This window comes from Mesomycoplasma ovipneumoniae, assembly GCF_024758565.1.
Lineage (GTDB): Bacteria > Bacillota_I > Bacilli_A > Mycoplasmatales > Metamycoplasmataceae > Mesomycoplasma > Mesomycoplasma ovipneumoniae_B.
This window is the reverse complement of the sequence record NZ_CP079199.1, coordinates 1030243-1051081: the sequence shown is the minus strand read 5'-3', so window position 1 is coordinate 1051081 and position 20839 is coordinate 1030243. Positions and strand designations below refer to the sequence as shown.

8 protein-coding genes are annotated in these 20839 nt (G+C 28.8%); 4 read left to right on the top strand and 4 right to left on the bottom strand.

Going from position 1 to position 20839, the window contains the following annotated elements; translation table 4 throughout:
• Window positions 1–9: 9 nt before the first annotated feature.
• The 3 genes from KW512_RS03810 (at window position 10) to KW512_RS03800 (ending at window position 10396) form a co-directional block, all read left to right on the top strand.
• A complete protein-coding gene (locus KW512_RS03810; RefSeq protein ID WP_258841469.1) occupies window positions 10–2940 on the top strand; it encodes a P110/LppT family adhesin N-terminal domain in 2931 nt (976 codons plus the stop codon).
• A gap of 683 nt (window positions 2941–3623) precedes the next feature.
• Entirely contained in the window at window positions 3624–7469 is a 3846-nt protein-coding gene (locus tag KW512_RS03805; RefSeq protein WP_258841468.1) for a P97 family adhesin, read from the top strand.
• 14 nt (window positions 7470–7483) lie between these two features.
• The gene (locus KW512_RS03800) at window positions 7484–10396 is read left to right on the top strand and encodes a P110/LppT family adhesin N-terminal domain (RefSeq protein ID WP_258841466.1); all 2913 of its coding nucleotides are present in this window, start codon (window positions 7484–7486) and stop codon (window positions 10394–10396) included.
• Window positions 10397–11088: 692 nt separating this feature from the next.
• Here KW512_RS03800 and KW512_RS03795 read toward each other — a convergent pair.
• From KW512_RS03795 to KW512_RS03780, 4 genes are all read right to left on the bottom strand, one after another.
• Entirely contained in the window at window positions 11089–14223 is a 3135-nt protein-coding gene (locus KW512_RS03795) for an HsdR family type I site-specific deoxyribonuclease (RefSeq protein WP_258841465.1), read from the bottom strand.
• A 6-nt stretch (window positions 14224–14229) separates the two neighbouring features.
• Window positions 14230–15399: a restriction endonuclease subunit S gene (locus tag KW512_RS03790; RefSeq protein ID WP_258841464.1), complete on the bottom strand. Its 1170-nt coding sequence runs from the start codon at window positions 15397–15399 to the stop codon at window positions 14230–14232.
• A gap of 606 nt (window positions 15400–16005) precedes the next feature.
• Window positions 16006–18102 (bottom strand): type I restriction-modification system subunit M, encoded by a 2097-nt coding sequence (locus tag KW512_RS03785; RefSeq protein ID WP_258841463.1) that lies wholly within the window; start codon window positions 18100–18102, stop codon window positions 16006–16008.
• A 364-nt stretch (window positions 18103–18466) separates the two neighbouring features.
• On the bottom strand, window positions 18467–20131 hold the full coding sequence (locus tag KW512_RS03780) for an Mhp366/Mhp367 family surface (lipo)protein (RefSeq protein ID WP_258841461.1): 1665 nt from the start codon (window positions 20129–20131) through the stop codon (window positions 18467–18469).
• A 166-nt stretch (window positions 20132–20297) separates the two neighbouring features.
• On the opposite strand from KW512_RS03780, the gene KW512_RS03775 reads away from it, so the two are divergent.
• Window positions 20298–20816: a hypothetical protein gene (locus tag KW512_RS03775; RefSeq protein WP_258841460.1), complete on the top strand. Its 519-nt coding sequence runs from the start codon at window positions 20298–20300 to the stop codon at window positions 20814–20816.
• Window positions 20817–20839: the final 23 nt, after the last annotated feature.

Sequence of the window (20839 nt, the reverse complement as noted above, 5' to 3'; positions counted from 1 at the left end):
GGAATTAAAATGAATGCAAAAAAGCATATGAAAATAATTACAATTGGCTTAGGAACGACAATTTTTGCCTCAGCAGTTGTCGGTATTGCCCTTGGATTTAATAGTTATAATAAATCATATTTTCAAAAGGTTGTTGAAAAACCTAATGATTTCAAACTTGATTCTAATGCCGGAATTGATAAACAACAAGTTTTTGGACTACTAGATAAGGTCAAAATTCAAACTAATTTTAGCGATCTATCAGCAAAATCAGCGCTTGAATTAGCGACAAATCCTTTATATAGATTGGATTTAGCGACAGTTTTTAACTTTGATGAGCTAAAAAATAACGGTTTTGAAATTAGTTTTGACCTCAAAGATGTAAAAGTTGAAAATAGCGCAATTAATGATGTTTTAGTTTTTGTTAGCGATCCTAAGACTAATGCAACGATTAGTAAAAAAATTAATTTAACCGGATTTAGCACAAAATCTGACTCAAATCAGCTCGAAAATTTTGATATTGACACAAAAAAATCTTCACTAATAATAAAATCCAGAAAATTAGTGAGCCCAAGTGAACTAAAAGCAAAAATTCAAGACTCTTATTCAAAATTCTTGAAAAATTTAAGTTCAGCTCGCGCACTTGAGCGTGCTTTTATTGAAAATAATATCGGACTTAACCTAATTAATGCCCAAAATTTACCTACTTTTTTAAGTTCAAAACAAATTATCACTCCTGTTTTAAAAGACAAAAATCTTAGTTTTTCTTCGCTTGAGGATTCAAAGGCAACTTTAAGTCTAAATTTAGAAATTCAAAATTTAGACAATAACACAAAAACAAATTTTGAACTTCCAATTCAAGGACTCGCTAATTTGGACCAAATTTTTGGAGATTTATCTGTTTTTATCGCCCAAAGTGGTCAAGATATTTTCAAGCTAAAACCGCAAGTTCAAGCTGATTTAATTAATAAAGATCAATCCTTAGCAGAAGTTTTATACCAAAAAGCAAATACAGACTTTAATTTTAGTTCGTTTTTTGAACCTAATTTCCTAAAATCTTTTAAATTCCGCGCAAATGATGGAGATATTTGGGATCTAGAAATTCTGCCGTCTTTGAAAAAAGTTCAAGACTCCGAAAAAAATGAACTTTTAAAGAGCCAACAAGTTCGCTTTTTAGTCAATGTTAGCCCTACAAAAAATCAAAATTTAGCACTAAAAGTCCCAAATTTTGACTTAGAAATAGACTTTCAACCTGATTTAAGACCACTAGAGCGACAAATTGCAAAAGCCCAAGGAAGTCTTGCAAAGTCAACTAATTTTTCATTTCAAAAGCCTGAAAATAGTCCAACTATAACAGCCAGTCAAATTAATTTATATGTTAGTGAAATTTTTGATATAATTAAAAATAATTCTGAAACTGAAGACGACAAAATTATTGAAAAAGTTGCTGCTAATACTTACTTTTTAGAAAATGGAAAAACAGGAACTCCTGAAGAAATCCAGCAATTTACCAAAGATTTGCAAGAGCACATCAAAAAAGACTCAGAAGTCAGACCCCAAAATCCCGGATCTGAAAACAGTCAACAAACTGACAACCAAGGCACACAAAAAACTTTTGGCCTCGGGGTTTCAATTCTAAAAACATTACTTTTAGCAAAAAGCAATGCCCAAAATGTTGAATTAGAACTAAATTCAACTCCGCTGTCAAAAGCTCTTGAATTAAATTTTAGTCTTATTGATAAAACAACTGGCCAAAATCTTGCTGATTCAAAAATAGTTATCTCTAATATTTTTAGTGAAAAAACTGCTTATGATGTTGCTCGCGAATTTAATCCTTTAGTTTTTATTGACGGTAAAAATGATGTTGTTCTTCAAGAAGATGGCGAGTCAATTCTTAGTGATTTTGGTCGCCCCGAACTGAAATTTAAAGGGAAAATAACTAAAGAAAACGACGGATATTCAATCACAAAAACAATAAAATTCCAACCAAGTCAAACTAGTGCAACTCCTGATTCGGGGGCAGCAGGTGCTCAAGGATCACCGGGATCTGCGCCTTCGGGTTCAACGGCAACACCACAAAATCCAACTAATATTGACAAAGGTTCATTCTTTTTGGCCTTTAAAATTAGTGGAATTAACGATTTTAACAAGCATTACTTAGTTTCTTCAAAAGAAGGCAAAGGAATTTTTGTCCAAAGAGTAAAAAACACTCGTGCAAGAGGATCTGTTTTAAGACCAAGCACTACTGGATCTGATAGCGGAACAATCCCTCCAACTGTTTCTGAAGCCCAAGAAATTAAAAATGCCAATCCACAATTCGCATATATTTTAGGAATTGATTATGACTTTAAATTTAATTTTGACACCGAGACCAAACCCGTTACAAACCAACAAGCTCTAATTTTGCCACCTGAAGTTCTAAAAGAAATTAAACCAGATCAGTTTGCTGAACTAACAAGGCAAGGTAATGATGAGACGACAATTACTTTGCAAAATCGATCACTTTTTTTCCGAAAATTTAACCAGAAAAACAACTTTGAATCAGACACCCAGTTTATTCAAGATGGATCAACAATTGTTGTCGAAATTTCGATGAACAAAGAAACTGATGGATCTGGAACCTTAGAGGTAAATGGATATTCATCTTCAAGTCAAAGACCTAAATTTGACAAGGTTTATTCAAAAACTATTTTTAACAAAGATGAACAAGGACAATCTTCACAACACAAATTTAACACCTACAGTCTTGATTATTTCCAAATTGGTCCTAATCCTGAAGTGGTCGTAGAACAACCTAATGATTCAGATCTTCCAAAACCAGTTTTCCCAGATTCAAAAGCAAAAGTTTTGATTAAAGCTTTTGCGGTTGTAAGAAATTCTGATTTTGGCGATGATGAAAATGCTGCCAAAGTTGCTCGTGATAAAACATTAGAATCCTTTGTAGATGCATATTTAAACTAGTAAATTTAAATAATTTTGAAAAAATTCTAATTAAAATTAATTAAATAAATAAATTACCCCTTTGGTTAAAACTCAAAGGGGATTTTTATTATTTAAAAATTTACCTTTTACAAAAAAAAAAAAAAATGCTTGGTCTAGGAAAAAATTCTGTTATAATTAGGTTCACCAAGAATGAATTAATAAATTTTGATATTGAATTAAGGGGAATTAGTTATGTTTTTTGTTGTATTAAAATAAGAAAATGCGAATTTTCCGTTATGTTTTTAAATATAATGGAATGCCTTAAATTTAACCGTTTAGAAATCTACAAATTTATGGCTTTTAATTATTGTTCTTTCAAAACTTCATATATTTTTTTAGGCTCAATGTAAATAAAAACGAGTTTTCTATTTACATTGAGTTTAAATAGTAGTTGTATTTTTTTATGATTTTTGATGCTTTATCCATAAATTGATTTTTGACAGTGTTTTAAAATAGGTAATTAACTTTTGCCAAAAAAGTTAAAAAAGCGCGAAAAAACCGGAATTTTTTTAAGATTATCTCATCAAATTGTGAAACTCGGGAAAAAATTAGAAAATTTATGGTCAACATATTTTACATCATGATTTCAATGCAAAAATTGGGCTTAATTTTTTAAATTAATAGACAATTTAATTTTTAATTTAGGGTATAATTATATAATTATGAGTAAACCTAAACAAAAATCACTATTTAATGTTTTGAGAAAAAATATTTTGTCAAAAACGGGAATAGCAGTTAGTCTTTTTGGAATTGCGGTTTTCACGGCTACCGCCGTTTTAACTACTCGGATTTCTTATTCGGGTGATCCGCGAGAAAATGTTCAAAATTTTGCCAAAAAAATTAACTTAGTCTCATTTAAATTAGGTGATTTATCTGCTAATGATGATTATTATAGTATAAAAAACATAATTTTTGATGAAAATGGAAACAAACAAAAGGACCTTGATCTTAGTCGTCTTGTTGATGTTTTTCAAAAAACAAATGATCTAAACCAAAAAATTGATCTTAATGATGAAGTTGATATTCATGAACCACACTTAAAATTTGTCGATATTACAGCAAATGATGATAGTCGAAGTTTTGAAATTAAATATCAAGTTAAACAAAAGTTGCATGACCAAAGTTTTGTATACTCAGATATTTATTCTCAAGAAATTAGTTTTTTGCAAAAATCACAGTTTTTACGCTCAAATTTTAGCTCTAAATTACAAAAAATTATTAAACTTTTTCAGACTAAATTCTCTAGTCTAAAAGATAAAAACTCAACCAAGCAATTCTCAACTGATTTGGGAAATACCCATGCAACTTTAAAGGGCAATATTTTTCTAAGTCGATCTGAGGACATATCAAGTTTTTTCAATTTAGCTCGTACTTCAAAGGAACTTGAAAATAAAATAAGTGAATTATTACCGCAAATCAAGCATATTTTATTTGATCTATATAACAGTGAGGAAAATTTAATTCCTGATTCTAATAATAAAATCTTTAATTTTTCCTTTGAAAAAAATCAGTTAACAAATGAATATGCCTTTGTTGATGGTAGTGGTTTTTTAAATTTATTTTTAAAAGCTGAATTTAGTGTCGAAGCTCAAAAACTACTTGATTTTCCTGAAGTTAAAAGTTGAATTGAACCAGTTAGAATTGTTGATAATGAAGGAAAATCATTATTTACAACTTCAAAATCTTTAATAGAAAGTATCGAATTATCAAATATTGAATCTAAAAAATTAGTCAACATTAGCGTTCTAGATTTTCTAAATTTATTACAGACAAAATTCACCTTATCGAACTTTGACATAAAAAACGCAAAAATAAATAAAGAAATCGTTCAAATAATCAATCAAGTTTTAGAAAAACCTTTGAATATTGGATTAAAAAATTCATCAAATAAATTGCCTAATGAGGGTGTTAATTTAGTTTTTGATCCTTTTAATGTTGAAATTTCTAAAAATGACAATAAATTTGACTTAAAATTACCTTATAAAATTCAAATTTCTGAGAAATTTTATGGTAATGAATCATCGGAAATAGTTGAAGAAAAATTAGGTGTTCTTAACCTAGAAAACTTTAGCATTATTGATGAAAATAGCGACCAAAAAATTGACGATGGGCGCTATTTTCTTTTTTTAAATCCAAATTTTGATTTAAAAATGTTCAAAAAAGATGATACTGCTAAGGATAAACAAGAGCTCGCTGAAGTTAAGGATAGCGAAAAAACTGAAGAATCAGAGCCAGAAAAAGTTCCTGTACAAGAAGCTGCTTCCGCCGAAGGCCAATCTACAACAAGTGACACATCTACAACAACTACCCAACCTACAGCAACTGACACAACAGTCCAAACTGAATCTACTACACAAGTTGAAGGTAATACTCAGATCAAAAAACAACCAAAATACAAATACTTTTTACTAAATTCTAACAATCCTTATAGTAAAAAAGAAATTGATCAACTAATTCAAGATAATGATTTTGAAAAATTAAATCGTCATCTCCAAAGTCTAAGTGGTTATAATTATAATTTTTCAGATCACGAAAGTTTAATTAAAGCTTGAAGTGGAACATTAATTTTCCCATTTGACTATGCAAATAGTTTTGTGAGGGATACTTCACTACAGGCGCAAAAAACCGGCACAATTTCATTAAATTCCACTCAGTTTTTGCAAAATCCTAATGAAACTGGTGCTTTTTATTCATTTTTAGCAAAACAAAATCCTAGAATTGTAGTTCAAGCATTTGTTGATTTTTTAAAAACATCAGGTTTAATTTTTAATTTTGTTGACCTTGATAGAGATTATAATTTTGATTGAAATAAAATTTTTGAAAGTGCAAGACAAGTTAAACTTAATTCAAGCAATTTTAACAAATTTAGCTTTAATAATCAATATACCAACCTTGAAAGTTCAGGATTTTTATCAACATTATTTTTACCTAAAGATGTTAAAACCAAAATTTCAACTTTAAAAAATGATGCAACAATTCTTGAATCATTAACAAGTCTAAACCTTTTTGACCAAAATAATAGTGATCAAATCGCAAAATTTGAAAAAATTGACGAAAATATCGCTAATTTTGAAACTTTAGCAGATGTAATTAGTGCCTTTTATTTTAAAGCAGGTCTTCTAAATAATTATCAAAATTGGTCAGAAATTGCCCTTCTAGATTCAGAAATTATTTTCGAGCCAAATGATGAAATTTCACTAAATGAACTTGAGGAAATTAAAAAACAAAGCACTTCAGGCCAAAGTGAAGATGTTTCAAAAAATTATAAAGCTATTAACTATTATTACAAATTAGGAATAAAGGATGAATTTGGAAAAATTAGTGGTCCGCTTTTTGAAAGTCCAAAAACCACACTAATACTCAAAACAATTGACGAAAAAACTGCAAAAGTTAACGAAATTACTAAAAAACTCGACCAAATAATCGATGCAATTCCCGTTTCTTACCAAACAATTCACCTAAGTGAAGAAGATTTTAATAAATTAACTGGTGCAAATAGCACAACTACAGGTGGGTCAGGCGGTACCGTTGCGGTTCAAGCGTCTTTGGTTTCTAGTCTTTCTTCACAAATTTTAGAACCAAAAGTACTTGTAAAACCTTTTAGTGACACTGAGGGAACTCAAGAAGCCGAAGTAACTCAACAAGTTCAACAAGCTGAACAGCCTCAGGTTGAACAACAAGCTCAAGAAGTTCAAGAAACTGAAGCTGAAGGTGAACAACAAACTCAAGATGCTGAGACAACAGAAAGCAATGCCGAAACTCAACCCACTGTTGAAACTGAAACCCCTGTTGAACCTCAACAAGAACAAGACGAACTTACAAAAAAATTACCAAAATTTGGTGCTGAAATTAGCAAAATTCTTACACAAAGTTTTACTGGTTTATTTACTTCAACAGAAAAAGATACTCCTAAATTAAAAATTAACATCGAAATTAAGGATGATACTTTAAATGATCCAAATAAAAAACTTATCACAATTCAAGTGGGAATTCCAGAATCTTATCTAGAAAAACTTACTGCCGATGAAAAAACCGATCAAGAGGCAAAAAAAGACGAAAAAAGTTCAGAACAACCCGAAACTAATCAAGAACAAAGTGATAATGAAAGCACTTCTGATCAAGGACAAACCGATCAACAACAACAACAAAATAATGGAACGGCTTCAGATCAAAGTCAAACTACTCAACAACCAAGTGAATCAAGCGAATCTGAAACTGTTGAAGCAAAACAAGTTTTAGCTTCTGAAAGCCCTGCCCCTGCTCCAACCTCATCTCCCGCTCCAACTCCCCCAGCCGCAGCCCCAGCGTCTGAGCCAGCGGCTTCCTCTGAAGCCGCTCCAGCAGCACCAACGCCTGCCGAAGTTCCAGCTCCCCCTGCGGCAACTCCCGAACAACCAAAAGAAGAAAAATATCGTTATTCAAAAAGATTCAATATTACTGTAATTAAACAAGTTGCCCGAAGTCAAACTCCGAGCGAATCAACACCAGAAAGTACAGTTCAAAGTTAAAATAAGGAATTAAAATGAATGCAAAAAAGCATATGAAAATAATAACAATTGGCTTAGGAACGACAATTTTTGCCTCAACAGTTGTCGGAATTGCCCTTGGATTTAATAGTTATAATAAATCATATTTTCAAAAGGTTGTTGAAGAACCTAAAGATTTCAAACTTGATTCTGCTAGTTCAATTGATAAACAACAAGTTTTTGGACTACTAGATAAGGTCAAAATTCAAACTAATTTTAGTGATTTATCAGCAAAATTAGCGCTTGAATTAGCGACAAATCCTTTATATAGATTGGATTTAGCGACAGTTTTTAACTTTGATGAACTAAAAAATAACGGTTTTGAAATAAGTTTTGACCTCAAAGATGTAAAAGTTGAAAATAGCGCAATTAATGACGTTTTAGTTTTTGTCAGCGACCCTAAAACTAATACAACAGTTAGTAAAAAAATTAATTTAACCGGATTTAGTACAAAATCTGACTCAAATCAGCTCGAAAATTTTGATATTGACACAAAAAGATCTTCACTAATATTAAAATCCAGAAAATTAGTGAGTCCAAGTGAACTAAAAGCAAAAATTCAAGACTCCTATTCAAAATTCTTGAAAAATTTAAGTCCAGCTCGTGCGCTTGAGCGTGCTTTTATTGAAAATAATATCGGACTTAACTTAATTAACGGACAAAATTTGCCTACTTTTTTAAATTCAAAACAAATTATCAGTCCTGTTTTAAAAGACAAAAATCTTAGTTTTTCATCACTTGATGATTCAAAAGCAACTTTAAGTCTAAATTTAGAAATTCAAAATTTAGATACTAAATCAAAAACCAATTTTGAACTTCCAATTCAAGGACTCGCTAATTTGGACCAAATTTTTGGAGATTTATCTGTTTTTATCGCCCAAAGTGGTCAAGATATTTTCAAACTAAAACCGCAAGTTCAAGCTGATTTAATTAATAAAGATCAATCCTTAGCAGAAGTTTTATACCAAAAAACAAATACAGACTTTAATTTTAGTTCGTTTTTTGAACCTAATTTCCTAAAATCTTTTAAATTCCGTGCAAATGATAATGATATTTGGGATCTAGAAATTCTACCTTCTTTGAAAAAAGTGGACGACTCCGAAAAAGATGAACTTTTAAACAGCCAACAAGTTCGCTTTTTAGTTAGTGTTAGCCCTACAAAAAATCAAAATTTAGCACTAAAAGTGCCAAATTTTGACTTAGAAATAGACTTTCAACCTGATTTAAGACCTCTGGAGCGACAAATTGCAAAAGCCCAAGGAAGTCTTGCAAAAACAACTAATTTTTCATTTCAAAAACCTGAAAATAGTCCAACAATAACAGCAACTCAAATTAATTTATATGTTAGTCAAATTTTTGATATAATTAAAAATAATTCTGAAACTGAAGACAACAAAATTATCGAAAAAGTTGCTGCTAATACTTACTTTTTAGAAAAAGGAAAAACCGGAACTGCCGAAGAAATCCAGCAATTTACCAAAGATTTACAAGAGCACATCAAAAAAGACGCCGAAGTCAAGCCCCAAAATCCTGATTCTGAAAACAGTCAACAAACTGACAACCCAGGCGGACAAAAAACTTTTGGACTCGGAGTTTCAATCCTAAAAACATTACTTTTAGCAAAAACCAATGCCCAAAATGTTGAACTACAACTAAATTCAACCCCTTTATCAAAAGCATTAGAGTTAAATTTTAGTCTTGTTGACAAACAAACCGGCCAAAACCTTGCTGATTCAAAAATAGTTATCTCTAATATTTTTAGTGAAAAAACTGCTTATGATGTTACTCGCGAATTTAATCCTTTAGTTTTTATTGACGGTAAAAATGATGTCGTTCTTCAAGAAGATGGTGAGTCAATTCTTAGTGATTTTGGTCGCCCCGAGCTTAAATTTAAAGGGAAAATAACTAAAGAAAACGATGGATATTCAATCACAAAAACAATAAAATTCCAACCAAGCCAAACTAGTACAGCTCCTGATTCGGGGACTTCAGGTGTTCAAGGATCTTCAGCAACAACACCACAAAATCCAACTAATATCGACAAAGGTTCATTCTTTTTGGCTTTTAAAATTAGTGGAATTAATGATTTTAACAAGCATTACTTAGTTTCTTCAAAAGAAGGTAAAGGAATTTTTGTCCAAAGAGTAAAAAACACTCAAGCAAAAGCATCTTTTTCAAGATCAAGCGATACTTCTGGCGGAACACGTCAGGTTTTCGAAGCACAACAAATTAATAATGCCAATCCACAATTTGCATTTATTTTAGGATCAGATTTTGATTTTAAACTTAATTTTAACGGCACCGGCGACTCAGAAGCCAAACCCGTTACAAATCAACAAGCTCTAATTTTGCCGCCTGAAGTTTTAAAAGAAATTAAACCTGATCAGTTTGCCGAATTAACAAGGCAAGGCAACGACGAGACAACAATTACCTTGCAAAATCGATCACTCGTTTACCGGAAATTTAACCAGACAAATAACTTTGAATCAGACGCCCAATTTATTCAAGATGGATCAACAATTGTTGTTGAAATTTCGATAAACAAAGAAGCTGATGGATCGGGAACTTTAGAGGTAAGTGGATATTCATCTTCAAGTCAAAGACCTAAATTTGATAAGGTTTATTCAAAAACTATTTTTAACAAAGATGAACAAGGAAAACCTTCAACAAATAAATTTAACACTTACAACCTTGATTATTTCCAAATTGGACCTAATCCTGAAGTGGTTGTAGAACAAAAACCTAATGACTCAGGTCTTCCAAAACCAGTTTTCCCAGATTCAAAAGCAAAAGTTTTAATTAAGGCTTTTGCGGTTGTAAGAAATTCTGATTTTGGCGATGATGAAAATGCTGCTAAAATCGCTCGTGATAAAACATTAGAATCTTTTGTAGATGCTTATTTAAACTAGTAAATTTAAATAATTTTGAAAAAAATCCTAATTAAACAAATAAATTAAGCAAATAATTACCCCTTTGGTTGAAAATCAAAGGGGATTTTTATTATTTTAAAATTAACCCTTTGCAAAAAAAAAAAAAAATGCTTGGTCAAAAATAAAGTTATGTTATAATTAGTCTTACTTAAGAATAAATTAATAAAAGGATATTAGAATTAAGGGGGAATTAGTTATGTTTTTTGGTTAATAAGCTCAGATAGTGCGAATTATCCATTATATTTTATAATATGATGGAACGCCTTAAATTTGATCGTTTAGAAATCTACAAATTTATGGCTTTTAGTTATTGTTCTTTCAAAACTTCATATGTTTTTTTAGGCTCAATGTAGATAAAAACGAGTTTTCTATTTGCATTGAGTTTAAATAGTAGTTGTATTTTTTTATGATTTTTGATGATATTAAAATTAAAATCAATCAAGATGATCGGCTAATTTTAAATAGTTTTTCATTCGAATTTGATAAGAAAAAAATCGGATTTAGTACCTTTACTCAATTTTTTTATTGTTATGCTAATTTATTGAGAACTCTTGACAAATAAGAAGTTCTAGTTACATTAGTAATCATAGAAAATAATGACCCCATTATTAACTTTTATATTACAAAATAGTTTTTGTTAAGCTAATAAGAACAATAAATTTAAGCGTTTTTTATTGTTTAAGCTTAGCTCTTTGGGCTTCGATAAATTCCGAAACTACTTCTTTATGGTTGGATTTTTTGATTTTTTTAATATCAGAAGCAGGTATTTTTTTTACCTTCATAATATTTTCTTTTACTTTTTCGTTTTGTCTCCCTTCGACTAACCTATCGATTCGCTTGTCAAAATTAACAGAGTTATCGTCGTTAATATAATTTTTAAGTTTTTTATTATCAATATTCATTTCTTCAGCGAATTTATTTATTTCATTATCAAAATTTTCACTCCGTTTTTGATCAACGCAAATATTAATATCAATGCCTCGATTATCATTATACATTTCTCTAAAACAGTCTTCAGCAAATGGCTGGTAAACTTTAGGAAATTTAGCAATTTCGTTCTGGACTTGGTCTTGTGCCAAAAATTCCTTTCACGTTAGTTTTTTATTGCGTTCATAAATCAAACTTTGAATATATGAAGAATCGATTGTTTCTCTTCAAACACTTGGTTGAAGATTGTCTAACTCACTAAAAACTTTATCATATTCTTTGTTTGGATTAGTGTTATTATATTGGATTCGAACATCTTCAATTCTCACGTTTAACTTTTTTCACTGCTCTTCATTTAATAAGATTTTCTCATTATCTTTATTTTTTTCCCAGCTAAATCCGAGTATTTCAGCACAAACTAAATTTTTTTTGATTTTTATAAAACATTCTATAAACTTTTTAGCATCATTTGGGTCGATTGATTCAGGAACACTCTCAAAATCCGGATGCTCTCATTCACTGAAAAGTTCCTCTAAACTTCTAAAATTCTTGTTAATTTCCTCGTAAAATACTTCAATTTTCTTTGGATCTGCCATTTTTGGATCAGCATAAGCATAAGCTGTTAGAGCTTCAGTAAGCTTTTCATATAAAAAAATTGGCCGGTGATAAAAAACAATATTTCCAAAAGGTTTATTTTCGTTATTTTCAATACGGTTTGTTCTTGAAATTGCCTGAATTAAATGTTCATATTTAAGAAGTCGATCAAAATAAACTGTGTTTATGTATTTTGAGTCATAACCTGTTAAAAGTTGGTCAACAACAATTAACAAATCTAATTGACCTGTGAGAATGCCGTTTTCTAACTTAGTTAAATTATCCTCCCTCTTTAATCTCTTTTGAATATTTTCTTTAAAGCCTTTATGGGTTTTATAATCAAAAGACTGACTAAAATCTTTGTTGTATTGTTGTAAAATTTTTTCTATATCTTCTTTTTTGTCCAATCCTCGCGATTTATTTGACGAATCAACAGATGAATCAATTGAAGGATCAAAAAGCGCTGTAACTTTTAAATTTAGATTTTGTTTTTCAATTTGTTCCCTAAAAATTTCAAAATATTTAATAGCACTATCGATCGATCCAACAGTTAGAATTGCCGAATAAGAATATTTATTACTTCGATTAGGTCATAATCTCAAAATATCTTTGACAACCTCTTCTTTATATTGTTTTTCATGAGTTGTAGCATATTTCTCGAAAATTTTCTCTTCTAGATCAATAATTTGTTTATCATTTTCCTTAAATTTAGAATGGTATTCATTAAATTTGATTTTATTTTTAACATCCTGAACCAAATCTAGCATTGCAGATGTCATATGATCCATAAAATTATATTCTGGACTAAACGCTAGGACTTTTTTATCTTCCATAGCATTTTGCATTGTGTATTTGTGCAATTCTGGTCCAAAATTATCTTTGGTAGTTACTCCAACATCATCATAACTTACCTTATTTTTAGCGTTTATTTCTCTTATTGGTGTGCCTGTGAAGCCAAAAATAACTGAATTTGTCATGTTTTTGAGAATACTAGTAAACATATCGCCAAATGTTGTTCGGTGTGCTTCGTCAAAAATGAATATTTTTTTCTTTTTCGTAATTTTGTTTAATTTTTTACTAAATTTTTCATCAGTTGCACGTGATTGTTTATGAATTGAAGTTATAATTAATTTCTGTTTTATAGAATCTGTAGAAAGATGATTAATTAGATCTTCTGTCGATTCTACTTTAATAACTTCAATTTTTCCTGAAGAATTAAAGTTATTGAACGATTTTAATGTCTGAGTGACGAGTTCAATTCGATCAGCAACAAAAATTACAATATCACTAAGCTCTTTTTCCAAAATGAGAGTAGCCAATTTAAAACTAGTTAGCGTTTTTCCCGATCCTGTCGAGTGCCAAACATATCCGCCTTTTTGGCACTCTTCCAAATTATTTGAATAATATAGTACTCTTTTTAATTGATTGTAAATTATTTCTTCAACCGCATGAACTTGATAACTTCTTAGAACTTTAAGATTTTTTTCGTCACTATTATCCGCGATTATATAGTCACCAATCATTTTATGAGCCATTGGAATACTGAAAAATTTCTCAATTAATTTTGAATAATCATTTATAGTATAATTATCTTTGTCAGTTCATTTTAAAAAATTTTTTTCATTAATATTTTCAATATTATCTGTGTTTGGCAAATACAACATTTCATTGGGTTTCATAGCGACAATAATTTGCACCAATTTGAAGATTCGTTTATAAAGTCCATTCTTAGCATAATTTTTAATTTGGGTTATAGCGCTTTGAATTTTCTCAGATTGGTTTTTTAATTCGATATGAATTAAAGGTATCCCGTTAAATAAAAGCATTAAATCAGCACGCATCTCATCATTCTTTGTTGTCTTAAATGTTACTTGACGCGCAATTTGGTAAATGTTATTTCCTTGTCCGATATCTTTTTTTGAAAATATTTTTAATTGTACTTCTTTGCCAATTTTTTCCGGGTCTAACGCTGGATTTGATCTTTTAATGAAAATATACTCGTTAGTTAGTAATATATTTGATTCAACAAAATTTGGGTAGTTATCAATTTTGTCAATAACTTCTTGCATTTCTTCATCACTAAGACTAACATTATTAAGTACGTCTTTGTTGTTATGAAACAAAATATCTTTCCAATTTTTTATTAAAACTTCTTCTGTGACATTTTCTAAAATGACACTATACCCATTTTTATGGACAGATTCATCTCTAAAACCTTGCCAACCATTTTTCGTTAATTTATTAACTATTGCTTGTTCAAATTCCAATTCGTTTTTAAAACTCATACTCACCTAAATAAACATTTTATTTAATAAAGTTTGTTTAATTTTTTGAAAATAGGCAACTTTTTTCTCATAGACAAGAATTAGCGAGTCAAAAGTTTCAAAAAGTTGCGAAATTTTCTGTTGCTCGACAGTATCAGCAACTTTTATAAAATATTCTTCAATTTGATTAAGTCGAAAAATATGTCTAACAGATTTATTTGTACTTTTTAGCATCAATTTTTTAAAAATTTCCGTCTTGAATCAAATCAAAAAATAATCAGAATTATATTCTTTTTTGAGTTTGAAAGCCTCGTACATTGGACTGATTAATCCAGGAGTAGAGTTTTTATACAAAGCTAGAGAGCCGACTCGAATTGTTGAAGGATTAAAAGCAAAAGAATCTTTTGTAATTATTTGCGAATTACGTTTATCTGCAAAAATTGCTTTTCCACCATTTTTAAAAAAATGTTTTTGACTAACAAAACCAAGTTTATTTGAAATTGAATAACTAATAAGCTTTAAATTTTCCAAGTTATTATTTTTATAAGTTTGGAAAAGATCAGTAATTTTTTCATTTTTTCATGGTTGATTGAAACCTCTAAATCTAATTAAAGGAAAATCTGAACTTAAATCAACAAACATTTTATAACTAAAATTATTTTTGAGATTTTTTAACATGTTGATTTTTTCTTCAAGTTTATAAACTAAGTTTTCAAGTGTCTCAAAAAGTTGCGAAATTTTTTGTTGCTCAGATCAGTCCGGTTGAAAAAATGTAAAATTAACAAAAAGAGGAAGCCAATGCCGGCCATGATGTCTTACGTTGTATTTAATTTTTTGTAAAGTTAAATAGTGAAAGTGAAGATTATCTTTTGGATTTTTATTGATTAACAATTTAAGCGCAGAACTTCTAACTTTGAAATCAAAATTGATAAAGCGAGATTGAGTTGTAAAATCATCAAATAAAATTATAGGTGAATTTTCTGATGCTTTTTTAATATTTTTTGTGTCTTTTGTATAACCAAGCACAAAACTTTTTCCCGGAGTTAAAACCGGAATTCCATGATTAAAATATTTAGTTGATGACTCGATATATTTTCATGATTGTTCGTGTTTTAAAACATCACCCAATCTTTTTTTAACTCAGGGCTGATTAAATTCATCTATTCTAATTTTAGAAATATTGCTATTTTTGGACATTAATTTGCCTTCAAAATATTAGATAATTTTTTAATGGCTTCCATGTCTGCGGGACTTCCCTCGAGTTCATCCAAAAAAGCAGACATTTTTGTTTCCAAATCAGAAACTTTTTTTGAATATCAACAAAAGTGTGTTTATATTTATTTAATATTTCGGATATTCCTGAGATTTGCTCATCAACGAATTCTTCACTTTTTTCCTTAAAGTTTCGAATAAACTTTTCTCATCATTTTGAAATCAATAAATCATAAAAATCTTTTTCATTTAAATTCAAATATTGATTGTAGGAATTATTAGCTAAATCATTTTTTTGATTAGTTAAATCTTTTTTTAATTTTTCGATATCTGAATATTTTTCGTTAATTTGAATTATTAAAGACTCAAAAGAATCTTTTTCTCTTGTTTCATTTGAGTCTTTAAATGTTTTAGCTAATTTTTTAATACCACTTTGAATTCAAGTGTTTTTCTCATCATTATAAATTTCATTAGTTTTATCTTCATTACTAATTATCTGGTATAGCTCTTTTATTTCAGATTCAAATTGATCAATTTGATCTTGGATCTTATTTAATTGAGCAAATTCATTTGGGAAAAATTTTTGCTCAATTAAATCATTGCTAAAAAGTTTAGATTTTCACGACTTAATTCTACCAAAATCTCTCTCTCTCTCTCTCTCTCTCTCAGATTAACCCTATCAACTGTTTCGATTTGATCATTTAAAAATTCTTTGATATCTAGACTGTCAAAATCAGGAAAATTTTCCCGTAAAAGTTCTAAATCTTCCTTGACATTTTCAAAATTATCAATTATAATTTGGTAAACATCATAAGTATCAATTAATGGAAACTTTAATGATGAAAAAATATACTCAGTTATATCTTTTTCTAATTCAATTAAGTTAATCTTCTTAATTGAATTAATATTAGACACCTTATCTTTGAAAAAATTGATAAAGTCCAGCACTTTAGTTTCAAATGATTCCAAATAATTTTGAAAATCACTATCATTATAAATAATACTTATATAGTCTTGCGAAAGCAAATCGTAATAATCGCTGTTTTGTTGGTTTTCTTTAAACATTTTTTCCTTGATTTTAGGGAAATTAAGGAAAAAACTATCAAAACGTTTTAGTTCTTTTTTGCTAATTGAACCAAAAACTAATGAAAATAGGTCGTGTTCTTCTTCTTTTTTTGCAGTTAATTCAACATATCGTGAAATATTTAAATTAAAATTATTTTTTTCTATTTCTTCAAAACTAATTATTTTTGAAATTTCAGTTTCAAGGCGGTAGTTAACAATATCAGCAATTTTTTTGATATGTGATTTAGCAAAACGGTTATTTTTTCCATCTTTAACAAATAAATTTGAGGCGTCAACAAAAAGAATATCATTCTTAAAACGATCTTTTCTTAAAATGATAATAACTGTTTCAATTCCAGTTCCATAAAACATATTACCTGGAAGTCCAATTATGGCGTCGATTTGACCCTTTTCAACTAGTTTTTTTCTAATTTGGCCTTCACGACCTCCTCGAAATAAAACTCCGTGAGGCAAAATAACAGCACCAATTCCGTCAGGTTTAATGTGATATAAGTCGTGTAATAAAAAAGCATAGTCTGCTTTATTTTCAGGTGGTAATCCATATTCATCAAATCTTTCTGTATGACCAGCGTTTTTTGGTTCTCATCTTTGTGAATATGGTGGATTTGAGACAACAGCATCGACAGTTAACAATCGATATGTGCTAGTGTCTTCATTTTCAAATAAAGGTCAATCATCTTCCAAAGTATCACCTCTACGAACACGGATTTGATCGGAATTTATGTTTGACATAATTAAGTTCATTCTTGTTAAATTATAAGTTTCGTTTTTAATCTCTTGAGCATAATAAGTGATTGAAGTTTCGCCACTGTTATATTTTTTAAATTCTTGACCGATGTTTAACAATAGACCACCTGAACCACTTGTTGGATCATAAATACTAATTTTTTCTCGCTTTTGTAAATAAAATGCAACTATTCGCGAGATTAAGTCGCTTACCTCATGAGGTGTATAAAATTCGCCAGCTTTTTTTCCAGCAGTTGAGGCAAATTGAGCAATTAAATACTCATAAATAAAACCTAGAACATCGTATTGTTGTCTAGTAGTTGGAATTTCGTTGATTGTGTCGATAAGTTGAGAAATGACTTCAGTTTGTTCTTTGGCATTTGGTGCAAGTTTTCCTAAATCAGTTTCAAATTTAGAAAATAAGCCTTTAAATAATGAAGCATGAGAAGACTCTTTATATTTATTAACTATTTCATTAACTACATCACTAAAATCATTAAACGCACCTTGAAAGGCTTTAATGTCAAATTTTTGTTTATTTTTGACTCAAGAATCAAATAAATTGCGATGTTGAATAAAATACCCATTTTCTTTTTTCATTGATTCTATCTTGTCATCAACCTCTTCCCAACTTATGACCGATTCCGTATTTCCAAGGTCAATATCACTACGATCCAATTGATCATCAAAAACATAGAGATCATCCTTATGAAATTCCTGGTCAATTAAATATTCAGTCTGTTTTTGACATAAAAATTTATATAAAAGTAAACCTAAAATATAATCCTTATATTCATAGGCCTCAAGATTTTTTCGCAACCTATTGACACCATGTCAAATTTTTGCGCCAAGTTGCTGTTTAGTTATTTTGCTCATAAAAACCACCTGTAAATTAAAAGAATTATATCATATTAAGGAATTTTCATAACTTTTTCCACATAAAGTTTACAAATGTCTTTTTGCAAATTTTCTTTTTTCCTTTAATTTAGCCCAAAAATAAAAAAAGAAAAATAGTAAAAATATACTAATTTACTGTTACTTGTACAAGTTTTTTTTTTTTTTTTATTTTTTTCTTCTTTTTAAAAAAGTTGTGGTATAATTAATATCGATTTCATATATATTATGAGATTTTTAAGATAACTAAAAATATTTTAAAAATATTGGTTCAATTCCCATCTCATAATAATTCTAGCAACCGGTGCGCCGGTATGAAACCAAGCGTAAGTTTAAATAAAAAAACTTACGCTTTTTTATTTACAACAATTTGCACATTTTGAATTGGAGTAAATCCCTTCTTTTGATTAGAAGGATAAAAATCTTTTATTAATTTTGTTAAATTAAAATCTTCAGTAACAAGTGGAATTCCGCCTGATAATGAAATATTTGTGTTTAATTTGTCGTAATAATTTTTTTCTATTCGTGAATTATTATCGTAAAAATTGTTAATTAAACCAAATCCATTAATAAATTGGAGTTCACCTTTTTCGTTAAAAACACCTGAACCAGAAGCGCCAGGTCCGTTGTTTGTATAAAAATACAATGATAAGCGTGAAAAATTTTGCTGGGGATCTGAGGCATAAACACCTTTGAAATTATTTTTCATAGGTTTTGACTTTGGTCAAAAAAGTCCTACATTAAAATCATAGGTTGAATCGCCTTTTTTTCAAACTTTTTCTGAAATTTGAACAGGTTTTTCTTTGACCATTTTTTCTCAGAAATCAATAAAATTTTGATAAGTTGCTAGAAAATTTTCAAATTTTGACTCAATTGAATTATTTTTAGCACTATTACCATCAGGTATTGTTTGATTTTGTTGAATTTTTGCTAAGATATCGTTTTTATTTTCTGTATAAAATTTAGCTAATTTTCTTAAATCATCAATAAACTTTTTGTATTTAAAATAAAAAACTCCGACATCAAATTTTTGATTATCAAAATCAGAAGGAATTTCAAAATAATCATTGTAAAAATTAATAAGAAATTCTAAAATTTTAACTTGATCAAAGTCGCTAATTTTTTTTTCGTAAATTTCTTTTACATAAAAAAGTAATGCTATATTATCCCTATCGAGGCTATAAATTTTTCCATCTTGATATCATTCAAGAAAATTTCCACCTAAGGTATTTCAGAATCTTATTTTTTGTGTTTTAATTTCGAAATTTTCATCGTTGTATTTATAACTTTCCAAAGGTCTTAAAACGTGATTATTTGTAATTAATAATGTTTTTTCATTATTAGAATCTAATATTGCAGCAGTTCCGGTCTTGAATTTTACGTTTTTTTGGTAAATTCAATCATATTCTTTCGAATTTAAAGGTTGGGCATATGCGCCAATTTTATCAAGTTTAAATATTTGATTGCGGGCTTTTGAATCAAATATTGTAAATTTTTGATTCAAAATATTAGATTTAAAGGTATTATTTTCTTCAATTAAATTATCGACTAAAGGATAATTTAAGTCATAAATTAATAAATTATTATTTTTTGGGCCAAGAAAATTTTCATCACTTTCTTTTGTGACAAAGTTATTTTCAGTATTAAATTTAAAGCGCTCATAACCTTCAGGGAAAATAACGTTATTTTTTGTTATTTTTTCAAGATCTAAAAGCGAAAGTTGCTCAAAAAAACTTTCTCTTTGTCCATATTCTTCGATTAGATCTTGACTTTGATCACTAAAAAAATCATTAAATTGGTCAATTTCAGCTAAGTAATCTTTGTTAAATTTGCTTTCACTGTCAACTTTTTCGCTTTTGTCTGATTCAAGTAGTAAATCAATGCCACTAATTTTTTTTACAGGGGCCGTAGAATGATTTAAATAATTGTAGGTAAAAAAAGCAGTAACTGAAACTGCGCTTACAAAAAATAACGCAAAAATTGAAAATAAAATCTTTTTTTTCCTTGTCATAGGTCCCTTTTATATTAATGGATAATTTAATAAATTATATATAAAAATGCTGAAATACAAAAATAAAACATAGAATATGGTGCAAAATAAAACAACTAAATGCAAAATATGGTAAAATTTAGTTAATTTTTATTTTATTAATATATTATTAAAAGAAAGTATTTTAATGAAAAAAAGCATTTTTTTGACTTTTATGGCTTTAGGTTTTTTAGTTTCTTGCGGCAATACTAAAATAGAATTTAGTCCTATTAATTCTAATCCAGGTTTTCAGGATCAGGTTAATCCCAAAATAAACCCGTATGTTCTTGAACTTGTTGATGAAAATTACACTTATTCAAACTTTAAAGCAAAATATCAGCAAATTTTTAACCAAATTAAAAGCAAAAATGTTGATGAATTCCCTTTTGCTTGTGATAATGGTGCGAGAAATTGTTTAAAAGACCAAGAAATTAATTATCTTGTTGTAAAACAATTAGTAAAAGAAAAAATTCTTAATTTTAGCCCTATTGCTGATTTGCCTTTGCCTGAAAATATCCCTAAAATACAGGTTAGTTTTATTTCAATGCTGTCAAAATTTTTTGATCAAGATAAAAAACTTACTTTACACCTCGAATTTGGCCACTATCATTCAAGTCAACCACACATAATTCAAGATCAAAATTTTACATTAACCTTCAAAAAATAAATATTAAATTGTCCGTAATTTTA